The sequence below is a fragment of the Haliovirga abyssi genome (genome assembly GCF_030295325.1).
Taxonomy (GTDB): domain Bacteria; phylum Fusobacteriota; class Fusobacteriia; order Fusobacteriales; family Haliovirgaceae; genus Haliovirga; species Haliovirga abyssi.
Genome location: NZ_AP027059.1, coordinates 326,692 through 342,739, shown reverse-complemented (window position 1 = coordinate 342,739; position 16,048 = coordinate 326,692). Strand labels below are relative to the sequence as shown.

Below are 16,048 nucleotides of genomic sequence, written 5' to 3'. Positions count from 1 at the left end.
AATGATATCAGGCGATTTAAAGACATTTTCAAGGAATATATCTTTATACTGTGTTATACTCTTCTATTCTAAATAATCCTCTAGTTTTTTTCTTCTGCTTGGATGCCTTAATTTTCTAAGTGCCTTAACTTCTATTTGTCTTATTCTTTCTCTTGTTACGTTAAATATCTTACCTACTTCTTCCAAAGTTCTTGGGTATCCATCATCTAATCCATATCTTAATCTTATTACCTGTTCCTCTCTTTCACTAAGTGTTTCTAATACTCTCCCTAATTGTTCTTTTAGCATATTATTATTCGTAACTTCATGAGGGGTTTGTACTTTTTTGTCTTCTACAAAATCTCCTAATTCGCTATCTTCTTCACTTCCAACTGGAGTTTCTAAAGAGATTGGCTCTTGGTTCATTTTTAAAATACTTTTTACTTTTTCTGTTTCCATCTTTAATCTTTTAGCTAAAATTTCTGGTGTTGGTTCTTTTCCTGTTTCTTGTATATATATTCTAGTTTCTTTTTTTATTTTATTTATTGTCTCTATCATATGTACCGGTATTCTTATAGTCTTTCCTTGGTCAGCTATAGCTCTAGTTATCGCTTGACGTATCCACCATGTAGCATAAGTACTAAATTTAAATCCTTTTTCATGTTCAAATTTCTCAACTGCTTTCATTAAACCAATATTTCCTTCTTGAATTAAATCCAAAAGTTTTAAGCCTCTATTTGTATGTTTTTTCGCTATACTTACAACTAATCTCAAATTAGCTTTTACAAGTTCTTGTTCTGCCTCTCTATCTAATGCTGCTGCTCTTTTAGCTAATTCTACTTCCTCAGAGTATTTTAACAGAGGTATTTGCCCTATTTCACGCAAATACATTTTTATAGGTTCATCTACTTTCATATTGTTTTCAAATTCCAACAAATTTTCTTTTAAAAGTTCTTCTACTGCAGCATCATTAACATCCTCATCTTCTTCTATAAAATCTTCTTCTTCATCTATTTCTACTATTGGTATTCCTTCTTTAGATATTTTTTTTGATTCATCTTCTTTTTCATCATTTATTTTCTTAGGAATTACTTTTATTCCAAACCCTTTAAACCCTTTTATTAATGTATCTATCTCTTCCAATGGAAAATTTTCAGGTAAATTTTCATTTATTTCTTCATAAGTAACAATTTTGCTTTCCTGAGCTTTTCTTACTAGCTTGAGCAATTTTTCATCTTTAAAAAATTTTTTCATATATATATTCCTCCTCAAAATTTTAATTTTTTTATTATTTCCATTCTTTTTCCAACCAAAATTCTCTTTTCCCCAATAGTTAAATTTTGGTTTTCTAGCTGTTTTTTTACCTCTTCCAATTCATTTTGAAACCTCTTTTTTTCCCAACTTTCCAATATATCTTTAAAAAATTCTTTTTCGTTTTCTATCTCATCAACACTAAATAAAATATCTATAATCATAGCTTTTTCTTCTTCATCAAAATCTTCATTATTTATAATTTCTTTTTCTATTTTCAAATCTTTAAATTCTAGTTTTTGAGCAATAATCCCCAAAACTTTTCTGAGTAATGGATTTTCTATCTCTATAAAATTTAATTTATTATAATAATCTATATTTTTTAATATAATTCTTATTGTTTCTTTTTCAAGCTTATCTATTTTATTGTTTTTATTTATTTTGGCATATTTATATCTTTTATTTATTATTTTATTATCTTTTTTAAAAATAGATTTTAAATCTTCTTTGGGTATATCTACTGCTATTGACAATTTTTCTATATATATACTGTGTTCGATTTCATCCTCTATACTATTAAAAAAATCTTTAAATCTATAAATAAAATTTTTCTTCAGGATAATATCATTTAAATTAATTCCTTCAATATAATAATTATATAAAAAATCAAAAATTTCAATTGAATTTCTCAACTCTTTTTTAAATTTTTCTTTTCCATTTTTCATTAAGTATTCATCAGGATCTTTCCCTTCAGATAGTTCTAAAACTCTTATATTAAATTTATATCTTTTTAATATTATACTTGCTCTTTCAACAGCTTTCCTTCCTGCGTTATCCATATCATAACATATAACTATATTTTGAGTATATTTCTTCATAAGGCTAGCCTGCTTCTCTGTAAGCGAAGTCCCAAGCGAGGCTACTGCATTTGCAAATCCGTTTTTATGTGCAGCTAACACGTCCATATAGCCTTCCATAAGCATTACAAAGCCATTTTTCCTAATATTACTCCCTTTATTTATAAAGCCGTATAAATTATCTCCTTTTGTAAAAATTTTCGTCTCTGGAGAATTTAAATATTTAGCAGTGCTTTTCTCAGAATTTAATATTCTTCCACCAAATCCAATAGTTTTTCCTTTTGGTGAAAATATAGGAAATATAACTCTTCCTCTAAAAGTATCATAATAACCTTTTTCCCCTTTTTTTATTAGACCCATATCAAAAATTTCTTGTTCTGTATACCCTTTTTCTTTTAAATAATCACCTATATTATTCCATCCATCTATTGCGTATCCTAAATGATATCTTTTCAAAAAATCTTCATCTAATCCTCTATTTTTTAAATATTCTAATCCTAAAATACCTTGTTTAGAAAAAAGTATCTCCCCAAAATATTTTTGTACCTCTTCCATTAAAGAATAATATCTATCATAATTACTATTTTTTTTTATACTGTATCCAGTTTCATTCCTCAATTTATAATTATATTTTTTAGCCAGCTCTTCTATTGCAGTTATAAAATCTAATCCATTTTTTTCCATATAAAATTGCAAAGCATTCCCTTTAGCACCACAACCAAAACAATTATAAATACCTTTTTCTGGGCTAACACTAAAAGATGGAGTTTTTTCATCATGAAAAGGGCATAACCCTTTATATCCACTTCCTGATTTTTTTAATTCTACATATTCGCCTATTATTTCAACTATATCTAGATTTTCTATTAAATTTTCTACATCTTTTTTGTTGTATCCCATTTTATTCTCCTTGTAATAGAAACTACCCTATTTTAAATTATAATATATTTTTTTTAAATATGCAAATTATTTTATTTTTATTTTGAAAAATAAAAATAATAATTAAATTTTAGATTTTTCCTACTTTAAAAGGATGACTTAAAACAAGCCATCCTTTTTTCTAATTTCTATTAAAATTTTAATTTTTATTTGAATACATTTTTTCATAATATTTTTGATAATCTCCGCTAACAACTTCATTTACCCAATCTTGGTTATTTAGATACCACTTTATCGTCTTCTCTATACCTATATTAAATGGTGTCTCAGGATAAAACCCAAGTTCTCTCACTGTTTTACTAGGATCTATCGCATATCTAGCATCATGCCCTAATCTATCCTGCACATAAGTTATCAAATCATAACTTATATCATTCAAATTACATTTCACTATATTTTTATACTCCTCTTTAATTGCCAATTGTCCATTATCAATTATCAATTTTCTTATTGTATCTATTGTTAATTTTACAATATTAATATTTTGTTCTTCATTAAAGCCACCTATATTGTATGCTTCTCCTAATTTCCCACCATTTATCACCATATCAATTCCTTTACAATGGTCTTCTACATATAACCAATCTCTTACCTGTTTCCCATCTCCATACACAGGCAATTTTTTTCCCTCTAATATATTTTTTATTATTAAAGGAATAAGTTTCTCTGGAAAATGGTAAGGCCCATAATTATTACTACATCTTGTTACATTAATAGGCATATGATATGTCTCGCTATAAGCTCTAGTCAACATATCAGCAGCTGTTTTTGATGTCGCATAAGGACTTCTAGGGTTAAGTGCTGTTTCTTCAGTAAAGAACTTTTCTCCAAATATCTTTGGCATAACTTCTCTATCTTCTAAAACTTTTTTTAATTCTTCAATTTTTAGTCCATTGTCAACTGTCAATTGTCCATTATCAATTAATAGTTTTCCATCAGGATATTCTCTATTTAAAAACCCATAAACTTCATCTGTCGAAACTTGTAAAAACTTTTTCCCTTCTTTATAAGTTGGATATCCATTTTCATCTTTTCCAATAATCCAATGTTGTTTTGATATGTCTAATAAATTTTGTGTCCCTAAAATATTTGTTTCTAAAAATATTTTAGGATTTTCAATACTTCTATCTACATGTGATTCTGCTGCGAAATTCACTACATAATCTATATTATGTTGCATAAATATATTTTCTACTAACTCTCTATTTCCTATATCTCCTTTTACAAATTCAACTCTTTTATCTTTTAATTCTTCTTTTATAGTACCTAAATTTCCAGCATATGTTAATTTATCCAATATTATTATTTTAATATCATCATATTTTTTCAGCATATACTTTACAAAATTTGCGCCTATAAATCCTGCTCCACCTGTTACTAAATATGTTTTCATATCTTTAATTCCTCCTATATTTTTGTGTTTTGTCTTTGTAAGGGTCAATAGCAGTTCACCATTACGAAGTTTTAATTATTAAAATAAATTTTTAATTTTTCATGTATTTTTTCTTTATATATAATAATAAAAATAGTTGTATAAAATAACATTATAAATAATAATGGAATTTTACTTTTATATTCTATTTGCATAAATGATATTTTTGATAAAATATTTACATAAAAATTTAAAATCTTTAATAAAAAATCAACTAAAAATCCCAGTATAATCGCTAAATTTGTAGAAAATATACCTATAAAAATCAATATAAATGAAACCCCAATTAGAAAGCTACCTAAAGCAACAACTATAATATTCGAAAAAAAGGATAAAAATGGAATCAGATTAAAATTATATAAAAATACTGGTGCTAACATTAATTGTATAGATAATGTTATAAATATCATTTGATTAACAAAATCAAATTTAAAAATCCCAATTTTTATTCTTGGGTATATTATCAGTAAAGATAATACAGCTAAATATGATAATATAAATGAAACCGATATAATAGAAGTCGGATTTATAATTATATTTATTATAACTGCAATAGATAATGATTTTAATGGATCTACTTTTTCATACATCAACATTGATAATATATATATAACAATCATTATATACGCTCTCAATACAGATGTCAATGCTCCTGTTATAAAAATATAAACTGTCAGTACAACCAATGTTAATAAATATTGTGAATAATAATTAAATTTCAACTTATCAAATAATTTCAAACTTAAAAAAAGCAATATGCTCATATGTAATCCCGAAATAACTAAAAGATGCGAAACCCCTGTATATCTATATTTTTTAATCATATCTTGATTTAATTCTGAACTATCGCCTAAAAAAACTGCTAATAAAAATCCATATAGATTCTCGCCATAAACATATGAAAATTTATATATTCTATTTTTTATAAATTCTTTTAGATAATTATTATGCAATTTCACATTTAACATTTTTCCTTGTAAATATAATATATTATGAAATTTATCTATTTTTTTACATATAAAATCTAAATCTACACTTTCGCCGTCAAGTTCTCTATTAATACTTAAATAGATTTTATTACTAATATATTTGTTATTTATTTTATTAACTTTTATTTTGTCACCTATTATTTTTCCTGATATATGATAATACTCATTACTTTTTATATTAATTTTATAAATTCTCATTAAGCTAAATATATTAAATAATATTAAAATCAAAACTATTAAAATAATTTTTTTCTTATAAATAGAAAAAAATATAATTGTAATTAACAACATTAAAAAATAGATGTAAATACTAATATTAATATGTATAGCTATTAATGTAGAAATCAATAATAATATAGAAAACGTTATTATTCCCATATATAGCCCCTTTTACAAAAGTTTAATTGTAATTTATATTTTGTATATATTAAATTTCACTTATTTATTTCTAAATATCCTATAATTTTAATTCCAACTCAACCTTTTCCAATTATTAGTATCACTATAATCTTTTTTCTCAAATGTCAATTTATCAGTTGGCGCATATAGCGATATTCCCATATAATGCACAGAACTCATATTTAAAAACGTTGCTCTTGCACAAAATTTACTGTTTTTTTTATCAATTATAAATATACTTAAACTTTTCGAAATATTTCCCAAGGACGTTGTTTTCCTATTAAAATTATTATTCCAATTAACATCTCTATATTCAAATCTTTTTGGTACTGTTATGCTATCTATTATTTTTTCATCTTTTTTTGCTACTATTCTATATTTATCAAATTCAAAATTAATCTCATATACATTACCAGTTTCAAAGCTTTTATCTGATATACCTCTCATGAAAGTCATTATTTTAGTCTTTGCAGTATCCAAATCTCTACCTTCTCCACTTTTACTTACATCTGCTCCCTCTAAAAAAGCTAAAATCCCTATTATCGCTATTACAACCATTAATTCTATTAGCGTAAATCCTCTTCTTAACTTCTTATATTTCATGATTTTATCCTTTTATAATTTTATTTTTATAACTGTTTTTATCATAAATAAAGTTTTTCATTTTTATCATCAATAATATTTTTAAAACTCTCCGATAATCTCCAATAGTCTAATAAATCAACTCTAAATGCAAGTTCAGAATATTCAAACTCTTCAATAGCCCTATTTAACAATCTTATATCTTTTTTTTTCGTTCCTTTAATCGCAATATCCAAATCTGAATATTTCTTAATATCATCTGTTATTCTTGATCCAAAAATAATTATTTCACACTTATCAAAATATTTTTTTAATATTCTTTTTACTATTTCTAACTCATCATCTTTTAAATTAATCATTTTTTAACTCTAATTCTTTATATAATTTTTTTACATCTCCTAGAAATTCAATTGCCGTCTTATAAACTTCCTCCGCTGTGTTCAAATTATATGTATGCGATGTTCTATTTCTCGCCAAATGATAATCCATCCAAATATCTACATTTTCTATCAAATGATGCTCTATTGCTAATCTGAACAGTTGTCTTCTTGAAACTCCATCTACAAAACTAGAACCAATATTTAATTCCAACCATCTCTTAATATATTTCCATGAAATCTCATATGTAAATTCAAAATTTTGAATAATACCTGCTTTTAATCCATATATTACTATTTCATCTAAACTATTCATTAATTCTTTGTCTTTCATTTTCAAAATAAGTTGTTCTAATGAATTTATAGCCTTTTCAAAACTTTTTAAATCTAACATAAATTTTTCTCCTTTTCCAATTATCAATTCTCTTCCTAAAGAATGTTTAAAAAATAATGTTATCATATTTTGTTATAAAAACGCTTAAAACATTGCGTATTTTATAACAAAATGGGAATGTTATTTTTAAGCCATTCCTAAATATCTATCTATTCCACTTTTCCAATTAGGGAGTTTTTCTCCAACTAATTTTTCTACTTTCTCACTTGATAATTTACTAAATTTAGCTCTTTTAGCTGCTAAATTAAAATCACTCGTTTTAGCTTTTTTTAATTCACCTTTCCAACCTATTTTATCAAGCAGATATTTAGCTTGATCATATTTACTTGCTATTCCGTCATTTGAAATATGATACAATCCAAATTCATTTGTTTCTATAAGTTTCCAAGAAAATTCTGCCAAATCCCAAGAATATGTAGGAACCGATATTTGATCATCTACTATAGATAATTCAGTTCTACTTTTAGACCAATTAATTACTTGAGTATTAAAATTACTATTACCTGTTCCAAACACCCAAGAAGTTCTTATTACAAATACTTTTTCATATGCTTCTAAAACTTTTTTTTCTCCATCAGCTTTGCTTTGACCATAAACAGACACAGGACTTACTTTATCTTTTTCCACATATGCTTCCCCTTTTTCTCCATCAAATACAAAATCAGTAGAGTAAGTAACAAAAATAGCATCAATCTCTTTTGCTATAATTGCTAAATTTTTAGGTGCATCACAATTTAAAGCATACACCTTATCTCTTTCCTCTTCTGCTTTATCTACATTATTATATGCTGCACAATTAATAATATATTTTATATTTTTATTTTTTACAAATTCTCTAACATTATCTATATTTGTAATATCTAATTCTTTATAATCAGTAGCTATATATTTTAATTGTTTTTCATCAAATAATTTTTTAAAATCTGTTCCAAGCTGTCCATTTGCTCCAGTTAATAATATCATTTTTTCTCCTTTATTTTCTTTTTTATTTTCTTCTTCAATTCCTTTTTCAACGCCATTAAGATTATCTAATTCTTTATTAATATTTTCCTCAAATATTTCAAAATAATACCTATTCTTTATCAAATTTTCTTTTAATATCTCTAATTTTTTTCCAAATTCTTCTCTAGTAATATTCCCACGCAAAACTTCATATTTTAAATAAAGCCAATATGTATTTAAAACATCACTTTCACAATATTCTTTTATTTTTTCTAATTCTCCATTATAATATAAATCTATTACTTGACTTCCATTCACTTCATATTTTCCTGGTGCTCCAATCATTGAAGACAACAGGTCCAAACTCAACCCTCTTACCGCTCCAAATTCTGATAAACTATCCATTAAATCTAAATGAAATTTCTCATTATATCTAGCTCTGTAATTCGACCATCTATTTTTTCCTATTTTACTATTTTCATTCTCAAAATACGTATTACAACTCAGAGAATATTTCATCGCTCTTATCATTAATACAGGCAAATCAAAACTTCTCCCATTAAAAGTTATTACTTGAGGATTATTTTTATTTAGAGCATCTAAAAACTTTTCTATTATCTCTTTTTCATCTTCATCATTTATAGAGCTCAATTTTAGAAAATTTTTATCTTTATCTAATCCTAATATTGATATATTTACTATTTTATGATATGGCAAAGGCAAAAACCTATTTCCTTTTTTTCCTTGGTAAATATCTTTAGCAAGATTCATTACTTCTACATCAGTTCCCTCTAAATTCATTGTTTTTCTGATTAATTCTGCATCTAATATTGTTTCTATGTCAAATATCCATATCATAAAAACCAACCTCTTTTTTATTTTTTTGTGGCAGACGAATTGTAAGATTATATAAAAACAATACCACTTCAACACTACAATTGTCAAGTTTTTTTATTTTTATTTGTCTTATATATCTCATTCCAAATAATCCACTCTATCTGATATCTCATAATACCTTTTCTCTCCTATTATCTCAATCAAGTCCATATTCGAATATATACTCCCGTTATTTTTTCTCCATTTTATAATATTCCCTATCTCTTTTTTGCTAAACCCAAAATATTTCAAAGCTTCTTCATTGACTTTATTTATATTTATCATCTTTGGTTTCAAATCTTTATTATCCACAAAAATAATATCTCTTAGTTTTTCTACTCTTTTTACTCCAATACCCTTAACTCTTGTAAGTTCATCTATTTTTAATATATTCCCAACAATTCCCCTATATTTTATAATATTATATGCCATTTTTTCTGACATTCCTCTATCTATCAACTCTTTTTCTGAAACTTTATTTATATCTAACTTTCCTTTATTGAATTTTTTGTGATAATCGACTTTATAAGTTTTTAATTTTCTTATATTTATATCTTTTTCATCTGACTTGTTTTCGAAAAATTTTAATCCAATTGCTCCAATCAAAATTAAAATTATTATATACAATAGTTTTTTATTGTTTTCTTTCATTGGTATAACTCCCTTTTAGAAATATATTTTCCTACAAAATATATTTATGTTTTCCGAGATGAAATGTAGCTTATTTTTTTATTTATAATTAATTATTAGTGTATACTATTCTAATTTCTCCGCTTTTTATTTCATATATTTCATTATTCTTCTTAATACATAATTCTGCACTATTATTAATTCCTATTACTTCTCCTTTTATAACTTCACTATTTACCATAACTTCTACCACTCGATTTTTTAAATAATTTTTTTCTTTTATTTCTAATAAAATCTCTTCCCATTCTCCTCTTAAAAATCTATAATATTCTTTTTTAAATTTTGAAGCTACCAACATTACTAATTTTTCTATATTATAAATTTTATCAGTTATTTTATTTAATGAAATTCCTATATCTTTAAATTCGCCAAAATCAACATTATTAACATTTATTCCAATTCCAACTATAAAAAAATCTCCTGATTTTTCCAATAAAATTCCAGAAATTTTCCTTTTTCCTACATATACATCATTAGGCCATTTTATTTTATAATTTAATTTTTCTATCTCCTCTAGTCCTTTTATTACTGCTAATCCAGCTATTAATGGAATCTTTCCATATTCAGTTTTAGATAGATATTTATCTTCTGCAAAACAAAAACTAAACCATGCTCCTCCCTTATTAGAATTCCAAACTTTACCTCTACGTCCTTTACCTGCAGTTTGCTCTTTAGCCATTACTATTTCCCAATTTTTTTTATATTTTTTTTCTTTTAAATATTTATTTGTAGAATCTATTTTTTCTAATATTGTCAAATCCATAATTTTTACTCCCTATTTATAAAAAAGAATTCCACATTTGTAGAATTCTTTTTTTATTTCAATATTTTTATTCTTCCTAAAACAGATTAAAAGTTATAATTCTTAAAAAATTTCTAAATCCAGATATTTTCTTTATATCTATTTTTGATACTAAAGGCACTTCATCTATAACTCTACTTCTATATTTAACAGAAATAACTCCTATTTTTTCATTAGCTTTTACTGGAGCTGTTACCTCTTTTGGAATATATGCCACTTTATAAAAATTCCATTTTTTTTCTTTATCTATAATTCCATAAATATCTCTGCCTAAATATAATGGTATTTTTCTATTTACTGCATCTTTTACTTTTATTTCTATTGCAAAGTCTCCTTTTGAAGCTATTTTAACTTTTTCATATGTTTTATATGCATAATCAATGTATTTTGTAACTTCTTTATCTCTAATTTTCTCTGTTGGCGAACCAAATGAAACCACTATAAATCTCAATCCATCTCTTTTTACTGTAATCGCTACATTATATTGTGCTTTTGAATGATGACCCGTTTTTAATCCATCTACACCTTTTACTTTTCCTATTAATTTATTTCTATTTGCAAACTTTCTTCTTTTTGATATTGTTATTTTTGCTTTATCTGCGTCTTTCATAAAAACATCTTTTTTCAATAACACACTTGAAAGTATTGCAATATCTTTTACTGTTGATTTATCTAAATTTTTACCAGTCATATCTTTTGTTAATCCTGTTGCTGTATAAAAATTTGTATCTATCATCCCTAATTCTTTTGCTTTTTCATTCATTAATTTTACAAATTTATCTTCGCTTCCTGCTATATATTCTGCTATTGCTATTGCTGCATCATTTCCAGAACGTACAATAACTGCTTTCATTAAGTCTGATAAAGATATCTTTTCTCCAGCTTTTAGATAAGCACTACTTCCTCCGGTTCTATCTGCTCTCCTTGATACTTTTACCATATCAGTATATGCAATTTTCCCTTGTTCTACTTCATCTATAGCTACTAATATTGTCATCATTTTTGTAAGTGAAGCTAATGGATGCTTTAATGTTATGTTTTCTCCCTCAATAAAATTCCCATTTTGATCTGTTAAAATCCTAGCCACATAATTTGTATTTGAATATGAAATTGAAAATATTGTTAATAGTAATAATAAAATCACACTTATTCTCTTCACTTTAATCTCTCCTCCTACATTTTTTATAATTTTATCATACCATAATTTATTTTTATTTTCAATTAAATATTTTCACTATAGAATGTTTAAAAAATAAATTTTTTATATTTTGTTATAAAAACAGTTAAATCGTTATATATTTTATAAAAAAAGATAAGTCATTACGACTTATCTTTTTTACTCATATAATCTTCAATAGCAGATTGTATACCTTCTTCTGCTAATACTGAACAATGCATTTTTTTTGCTGGAAGCCCATCCAAAGCTTCTGCCACTGCTTTATTAGTTAATTTCAAAGCTTCCTCTACAGGTTTATTTAATATCATTTCTGTTGACATAGATGATGTAGCTATTGCTGCTGCACATCCAAAAGTCCTAAATTTCACATCTTTTATTTTGTCCTCTTCTATTTTTAAAAATATTTCCATAACATCTCCACATGCTGCATTTCCAACCTTTCCATAACCATCAGGATTTTCAATTTTTCCAACATTTCTCGGATTTGAAAAATGATCTATAACTTTCTCTGAATACATATCTATCCCTCCCTATCTTTTCTAATCTCTAATTTATTTTAATTATTCCAAAATGGTGACATGCTTCTTATTTTTTCTACAATTGGTGGTAAAACTTCCAAAACATAATCTACCTCTTCTTTTGTATTATATCTTCCAAGACTAAATCTTATTGTACCATGAGCATGTTCCATAGGAACTCCTAATGCTAGTACAACATGAGATGGTTCTAACGAACCTGATGTACAAGCTGAGCCTGAACTTACTGCAATACCTTTAAAATCTAAATTTAATAAAATAGATTCTCCCTCTACAAATTTTATAGTAACACTTGACGTTCCAGGCAATCTTTTTTCTCTATCTCCATTTAAAATTAATTCTGGTATCTTTTTTACGATTTCTTCTTCAAAATAATTTCTTAATTCTTTTTCTCTTTTAGATTCTTCTTCCATATTTTCATATGATAATTCAAGTGCTTTTGTCATTCCTACAATACTAGCTACATTTTCTGTTCCTGGTCTTCTATTTCTTTCTTGATGCCCACCAGTTAAAACTTTTTCTAATTTTATTCCATTTTTAACATATAATCCACCAATACCTTTAGGCCCATAAAATTTATGACCTGAAAATGATAACAGTGATATATTATTTTCTTTTATATTTAATTCCATTTTTCCTATTGTTTGAACTGCATCTACATGAAAAAATATTTTATTTTCTTTTGCTATAGCACCTATCTCTTTTATAGGTTGTACAGTTCCTATCTCATTATTCCCATGCATTATTGAAATCAAAATAGTATCTTCTCTTATAGCTTCTTTTAATTTTTCTAAGTTTACTATTCCTTTGTCATCAATTGGAATATAGCTAACTTCAAACCCCTCTTTTTCTAATGCTTTACACGTATTTAAAACAGATGGATGCTCTATTACAGAAGTAATTATATGTTTCCCTCTATTTTTATAAGCTCTTGCCACTCCTTTTATTGCTATATTATTAGATTCGGTCCCACAAGATGTAAATATTAATTCATTAGGATTTATTTTTAATAAATTTGATATTATATCTCTAGAATCTTCTATTTTTTTTCTTACTTTTTGCCCTACTCTATGAATACTTGAAGGATTCCCATAGTTATCTACAAAATAAGGAAGCATAGCTTCAAATACTCTTTCATCCACTTTAGTTGTTGCATTATTATCAAAATAAACTTCTTTCAATTTATTCACCTCACTTAATATTATACTTCTATGCTCTTATTATACCTTTCTATACTAATTTTGTCAAGAATCATTTTTTATAATTTCACCTTACAAAATTGCACACTTAAAAAAATAGTGTAGGTTATTTTCTGAATAAATTTATTCTTTCCTATAAAAAAATAAAAGCTCCATTTCTTCCTCTTTTATCTGCATCTTTTCTATATGAGAAAAAATCTTCATTGCAATAAGTACACATCTCCGATTTTATTATATTTTCAGGTTTAATTCCATATTCTAAAAATAAATTATAATTAAATTCTTCTAAATCAAAATATATTTTATCATTTCTAATATCAAAGCTTTTTTCTATTATACTATTATTAAATTGATTATTAAATTTTTCATATATCTCTTTCCCAGTTTCATAACAACATCCTTTTATCCCAATTCCTAATCCTATTAAAACATCTTTTAATTCAGATCCAAACTCTTTTTTCATCATATTTATTAATTTTAACCCAATATTTTTATAACTTCCTTTCCAACCTGCATGACAAATACCAATTATTTTTTTTGATTTATCATAAAAATATATTGGCAGACAATCTGCATAATGCATAAGTATTACAACATCATTTCTATTTGTTATAAATCCATCATAACCATCATATTCTTTTGCAATGTCTGTGTTTCTTATTATTTTAATTTTATCAGAATGTATTTGTTTTGCGTAAAATAATTTTCTGTTACCTGCACCTATATCTAATAAAATTTTATCCCTGTTATCTTTTACTTGTTTTAATTCTTCATTTGTTTCTGCTGTATAATATGCTAAGTTACCAACATTTTTTTTTGTGTATATAGCTTTTACTCCATTTTTTTCAAATTCATCTATTTTGTAATAATTATTACACTCTTCAAACATTTTTTCTCCTAATATTTTTTATAATTTTTTTAAAAAATCACTTAAAAAGCTTTCGTACAATATCTGCTTCATCGCACAATTTGCTGTTTTTAATTTTAACCCAACATATTAAGTTACATAATAAAAAAATAAGATACGCTTCATATGGTAAAATATAAATGTTTTTCTAAATTTTTGGTTTCTGAAAAATTTTGCTTTGAAAAATCACATATTTTAAAAAAATAGCGTAACTTATTTTCTGAACAAATTTATACTTTCCTAGGAACGTTTAAAAAATAAGTTTCTCTTTTTTTGTTATAAAAACGCTTAAAGAATGTTTAAAAATAATTTTATATATTTTGTTATAAAAACGCTTGAACCATTGCGTATTTTAAAACAAAATGAAAAGGTTGTTTTTAAATCATTCCTAAATCGTTGCGTATTTTAAAACAAAATCGGAAGGTTATTTTCAAGCCATTTCTTAGTAAATTAATAAATAAATTCATCTATTATTTTTAATTCTTCTAAAACTTCTTTTTGTACTTCTATATTTATTTTTTCAAGATTTTCATAATTTTCCTTTACTTTATTAACTATCTCTTTGTCTAAATGATTATCTTTCCCCATACTTTCCAATATTTCTATTATTTTTTCTTTCCCCATTCTATCTCTATATGGTCTTTTTTCAGATAGCGCCGTAAACACGTCTGCTACAGCCATTATTCTAGCTTCTTTTGTTATCTCTTCTCCTTTTAATCCAAAAGGGTACCCTTTTCCGTTTAATTTTTCATGATGGTAAGCTGCTATTTTTGCTATCTCATCAAACCCTTTTATTCTATCAAGTATTCTATAGGTATGATAAGTGTGACTCTTTATCGTTTCAAATTCACAATTTGTTAATGCACTTTTTTTGTCTATAATTTCAATGGGAATTGCCACTTTCCCTATATCATGTAAAAATCCAGCTAATAAGAAATATTCTTGATCTCTTTCACTATAGTTCAGAATTTTAGCTAATTTTCCTGCCACATATGCTACTCCTGTACTATGAATTGCTGTAAATCTATCTCTTGAATCTGTAAAAAAAGATATGATTTTACCCAAACTCAAAATATCTTTTAAACCAGTTTTGGTAACTTTATCCTTATAATTTTCATAAATAATATTTTTTTTATCTCCATATACTATATTCAGCCAAAACTCCTCTTTTGTAACTAATTCATTTAAAATATCAACTAATTCAGGAGAAAACATTTTTCCTTTTTCTTTATTTATTATATCTAAAATTTCTGTTTTTTTCTTGTAATAGTTTTTATCTCCATTTATTAAAATAGCAAATCTATCTGCAAGACTAATTATATAGCTCCCAATATGGATATCTTCATCTAATATTTTTTCATTCCATTTTATATGGTGATGTCTAACTATATAAGCTACAGTTTTAAATGGTCTATAGTTGTTTAATAGAAAAAAGCCTATTTTTTCATGTCGCTGAGTATTTGCAACTTCAAAATTCATTAAATCTTTCATTTCATTCTCTTTTAAAACTCCTATATCATGTAATAAAGCAGCTAATACTATTTCTAACTTTTCGTTATTATTAAAGTCCATTTTTTCTACTATTCTCATCACTATATAAGCTACATCGTAACTATGACCATGAATTTCTCCATCTATAAAATTAAATATTTCTGCAAACTCCAATATAAATTCAAATAAAGAAATATTTATTTCTTTTAATTTATTCTTTTTCATAATA

The 16,048-nt window shown here is 25.2% G+C and carries 16 protein-coding genes; all 16 read right to left on the bottom strand.

Annotated features, from left to right (window positions below; translation table 11 throughout):
- Positions 1 to 63: 63 nt before the first annotated feature.
- Positions 64 to 1,233 carry an RNA polymerase sigma factor RpoD gene (rpoD, locus tag RDY08_RS01595; protein ID WP_307904682.1) on the bottom strand — a complete coding sequence of 390 codons (1,170 nt, stop codon included), beginning with the start codon at positions 1,231 to 1,233 and terminating at the stop codon, positions 64 to 66.
- Between the two features lie 14 nt (positions 1,234 to 1,247).
- On the bottom strand, positions 1,248 to 2,987 hold the full coding sequence (gene dnaG / locus RDY08_RS01590) for a DNA primase (RefSeq protein ID WP_307904681.1): 1,740 nt from the start codon (positions 2,985 to 2,987) through the stop codon (positions 1,248 to 1,250).
- Between the two features lie 178 nt (positions 2,988 to 3,165).
- The gene (locus RDY08_RS01585) at positions 3,166 to 4,419 is read right to left on the bottom strand and encodes a dTDP-glucose 4,6-dehydratase (RefSeq protein WP_307904680.1); all 1,254 of its coding nucleotides are present in this window, start codon (positions 4,417 to 4,419) and stop codon (positions 3,166 to 3,168) included.
- Between the two features lie 71 nt (positions 4,420 to 4,490).
- Positions 4,491 to 5,825: a ComEC/Rec2 family competence protein gene (locus RDY08_RS01580; RefSeq protein ID WP_307904679.1), complete on the bottom strand. Its 1,335-nt coding sequence runs from the start codon at positions 5,823 to 5,825 to the stop codon at positions 4,491 to 4,493.
- Between the two features lie 87 nt (positions 5,826 to 5,912).
- Positions 5,913 to 6,449, bottom strand: coding sequence for a prepilin-type N-terminal cleavage/methylation domain-containing protein (locus tag RDY08_RS01575; protein WP_307904678.1), 537 nt, complete (start codon positions 6,447 to 6,449; stop codon positions 5,913 to 5,915).
- A gap of 41 nt (positions 6,450 to 6,490) precedes the next feature.
- Positions 6,491 to 6,787: a nucleotidyltransferase family protein gene (locus RDY08_RS01570; RefSeq protein ID WP_307904677.1), complete on the bottom strand. Its 297-nt coding sequence runs from the start codon at positions 6,785 to 6,787 to the stop codon at positions 6,491 to 6,493.
- A complete protein-coding gene (locus RDY08_RS01565; protein ID WP_307904676.1) occupies positions 6,780 to 7,199 on the bottom strand; it encodes a nucleotidyltransferase substrate binding protein in 420 nt (139 codons plus the stop codon). The genes RDY08_RS01570 and RDY08_RS01565 overlap by 8 nt, the downstream gene beginning before the upstream one ends.
- Positions 7,200 to 7,325: 126 nt before the next feature.
- Complete coding sequence (rfbD, locus tag RDY08_RS01560) at positions 7,326 to 8,999, bottom strand: dTDP-4-dehydrorhamnose reductase (RefSeq protein ID WP_307904675.1); 1,674 nt, start codon at positions 8,997 to 8,999, stop codon at positions 7,326 to 7,328.
- Positions 8,983 to 9,120, bottom strand: a complete 138-nt coding sequence (locus RDY08_RS01555; protein WP_307904674.1) for a hypothetical protein — start codon at positions 9,118 to 9,120, stop codon at positions 8,983 to 8,985. The genes rfbD and RDY08_RS01555 overlap by 17 nt, the downstream gene beginning before the upstream one ends.
- The gene (locus RDY08_RS01550; RefSeq protein WP_307904673.1) at positions 9,117 to 9,668 is read right to left on the bottom strand and encodes a helix-hairpin-helix domain-containing protein; all 552 of its coding nucleotides are present in this window, start codon (positions 9,666 to 9,668) and stop codon (positions 9,117 to 9,119) included. Before RDY08_RS01550 ends, RDY08_RS01555 begins: the two co-directional genes overlap by 4 nt.
- Before the next feature lie 88 nt (positions 9,669 to 9,756).
- A complete protein-coding gene (locus RDY08_RS01545) occupies positions 9,757 to 10,470 on the bottom strand; it encodes a biotin--[acetyl-CoA-carboxylase] ligase (protein ID WP_307904672.1) in 714 nt (237 codons plus the stop codon).
- A gap of 76 nt (positions 10,471 to 10,546) precedes the next feature.
- Positions 10,547 to 11,668, bottom strand: coding sequence for a D-alanyl-D-alanine carboxypeptidase family protein (locus tag RDY08_RS01540; RefSeq protein ID WP_307904671.1), 1,122 nt, complete (start codon positions 11,666 to 11,668; stop codon positions 10,547 to 10,549).
- Positions 11,669 to 11,829: 161 nt separating this feature from the next.
- Positions 11,830 to 12,204: a Fe-S cluster assembly scaffold protein NifU gene (gene nifU, locus RDY08_RS01535; RefSeq protein WP_307904670.1), complete on the bottom strand. Its 375-nt coding sequence runs from the start codon at positions 12,202 to 12,204 to the stop codon at positions 11,830 to 11,832.
- A gap of 38 nt (positions 12,205 to 12,242) precedes the next feature.
- Positions 12,243 to 13,340: a cysteine desulfurase NifS gene (nifS, locus tag RDY08_RS01530; protein ID WP_372339421.1), complete on the bottom strand. Its 1,098-nt coding sequence runs from the start codon at positions 13,338 to 13,340 to the stop codon at positions 12,243 to 12,245.
- Positions 13,341 to 13,554: 214 nt separating this feature from the next.
- Positions 13,555 to 14,310, bottom strand: coding sequence for a peptidoglycan editing factor PgeF (gene pgeF / locus RDY08_RS01525; RefSeq protein WP_307904668.1), 756 nt, complete (start codon positions 14,308 to 14,310; stop codon positions 13,555 to 13,557).
- 468 nt (positions 14,311 to 14,778) lie between these two features.
- Entirely contained in the window at positions 14,779 to 16,044 is a 1,266-nt protein-coding gene (locus RDY08_RS01520) for an HD domain-containing phosphohydrolase (protein WP_307904667.1), read from the bottom strand.
- Between the last annotated feature and the right edge of the window lie 4 nt (positions 16,045 to 16,048).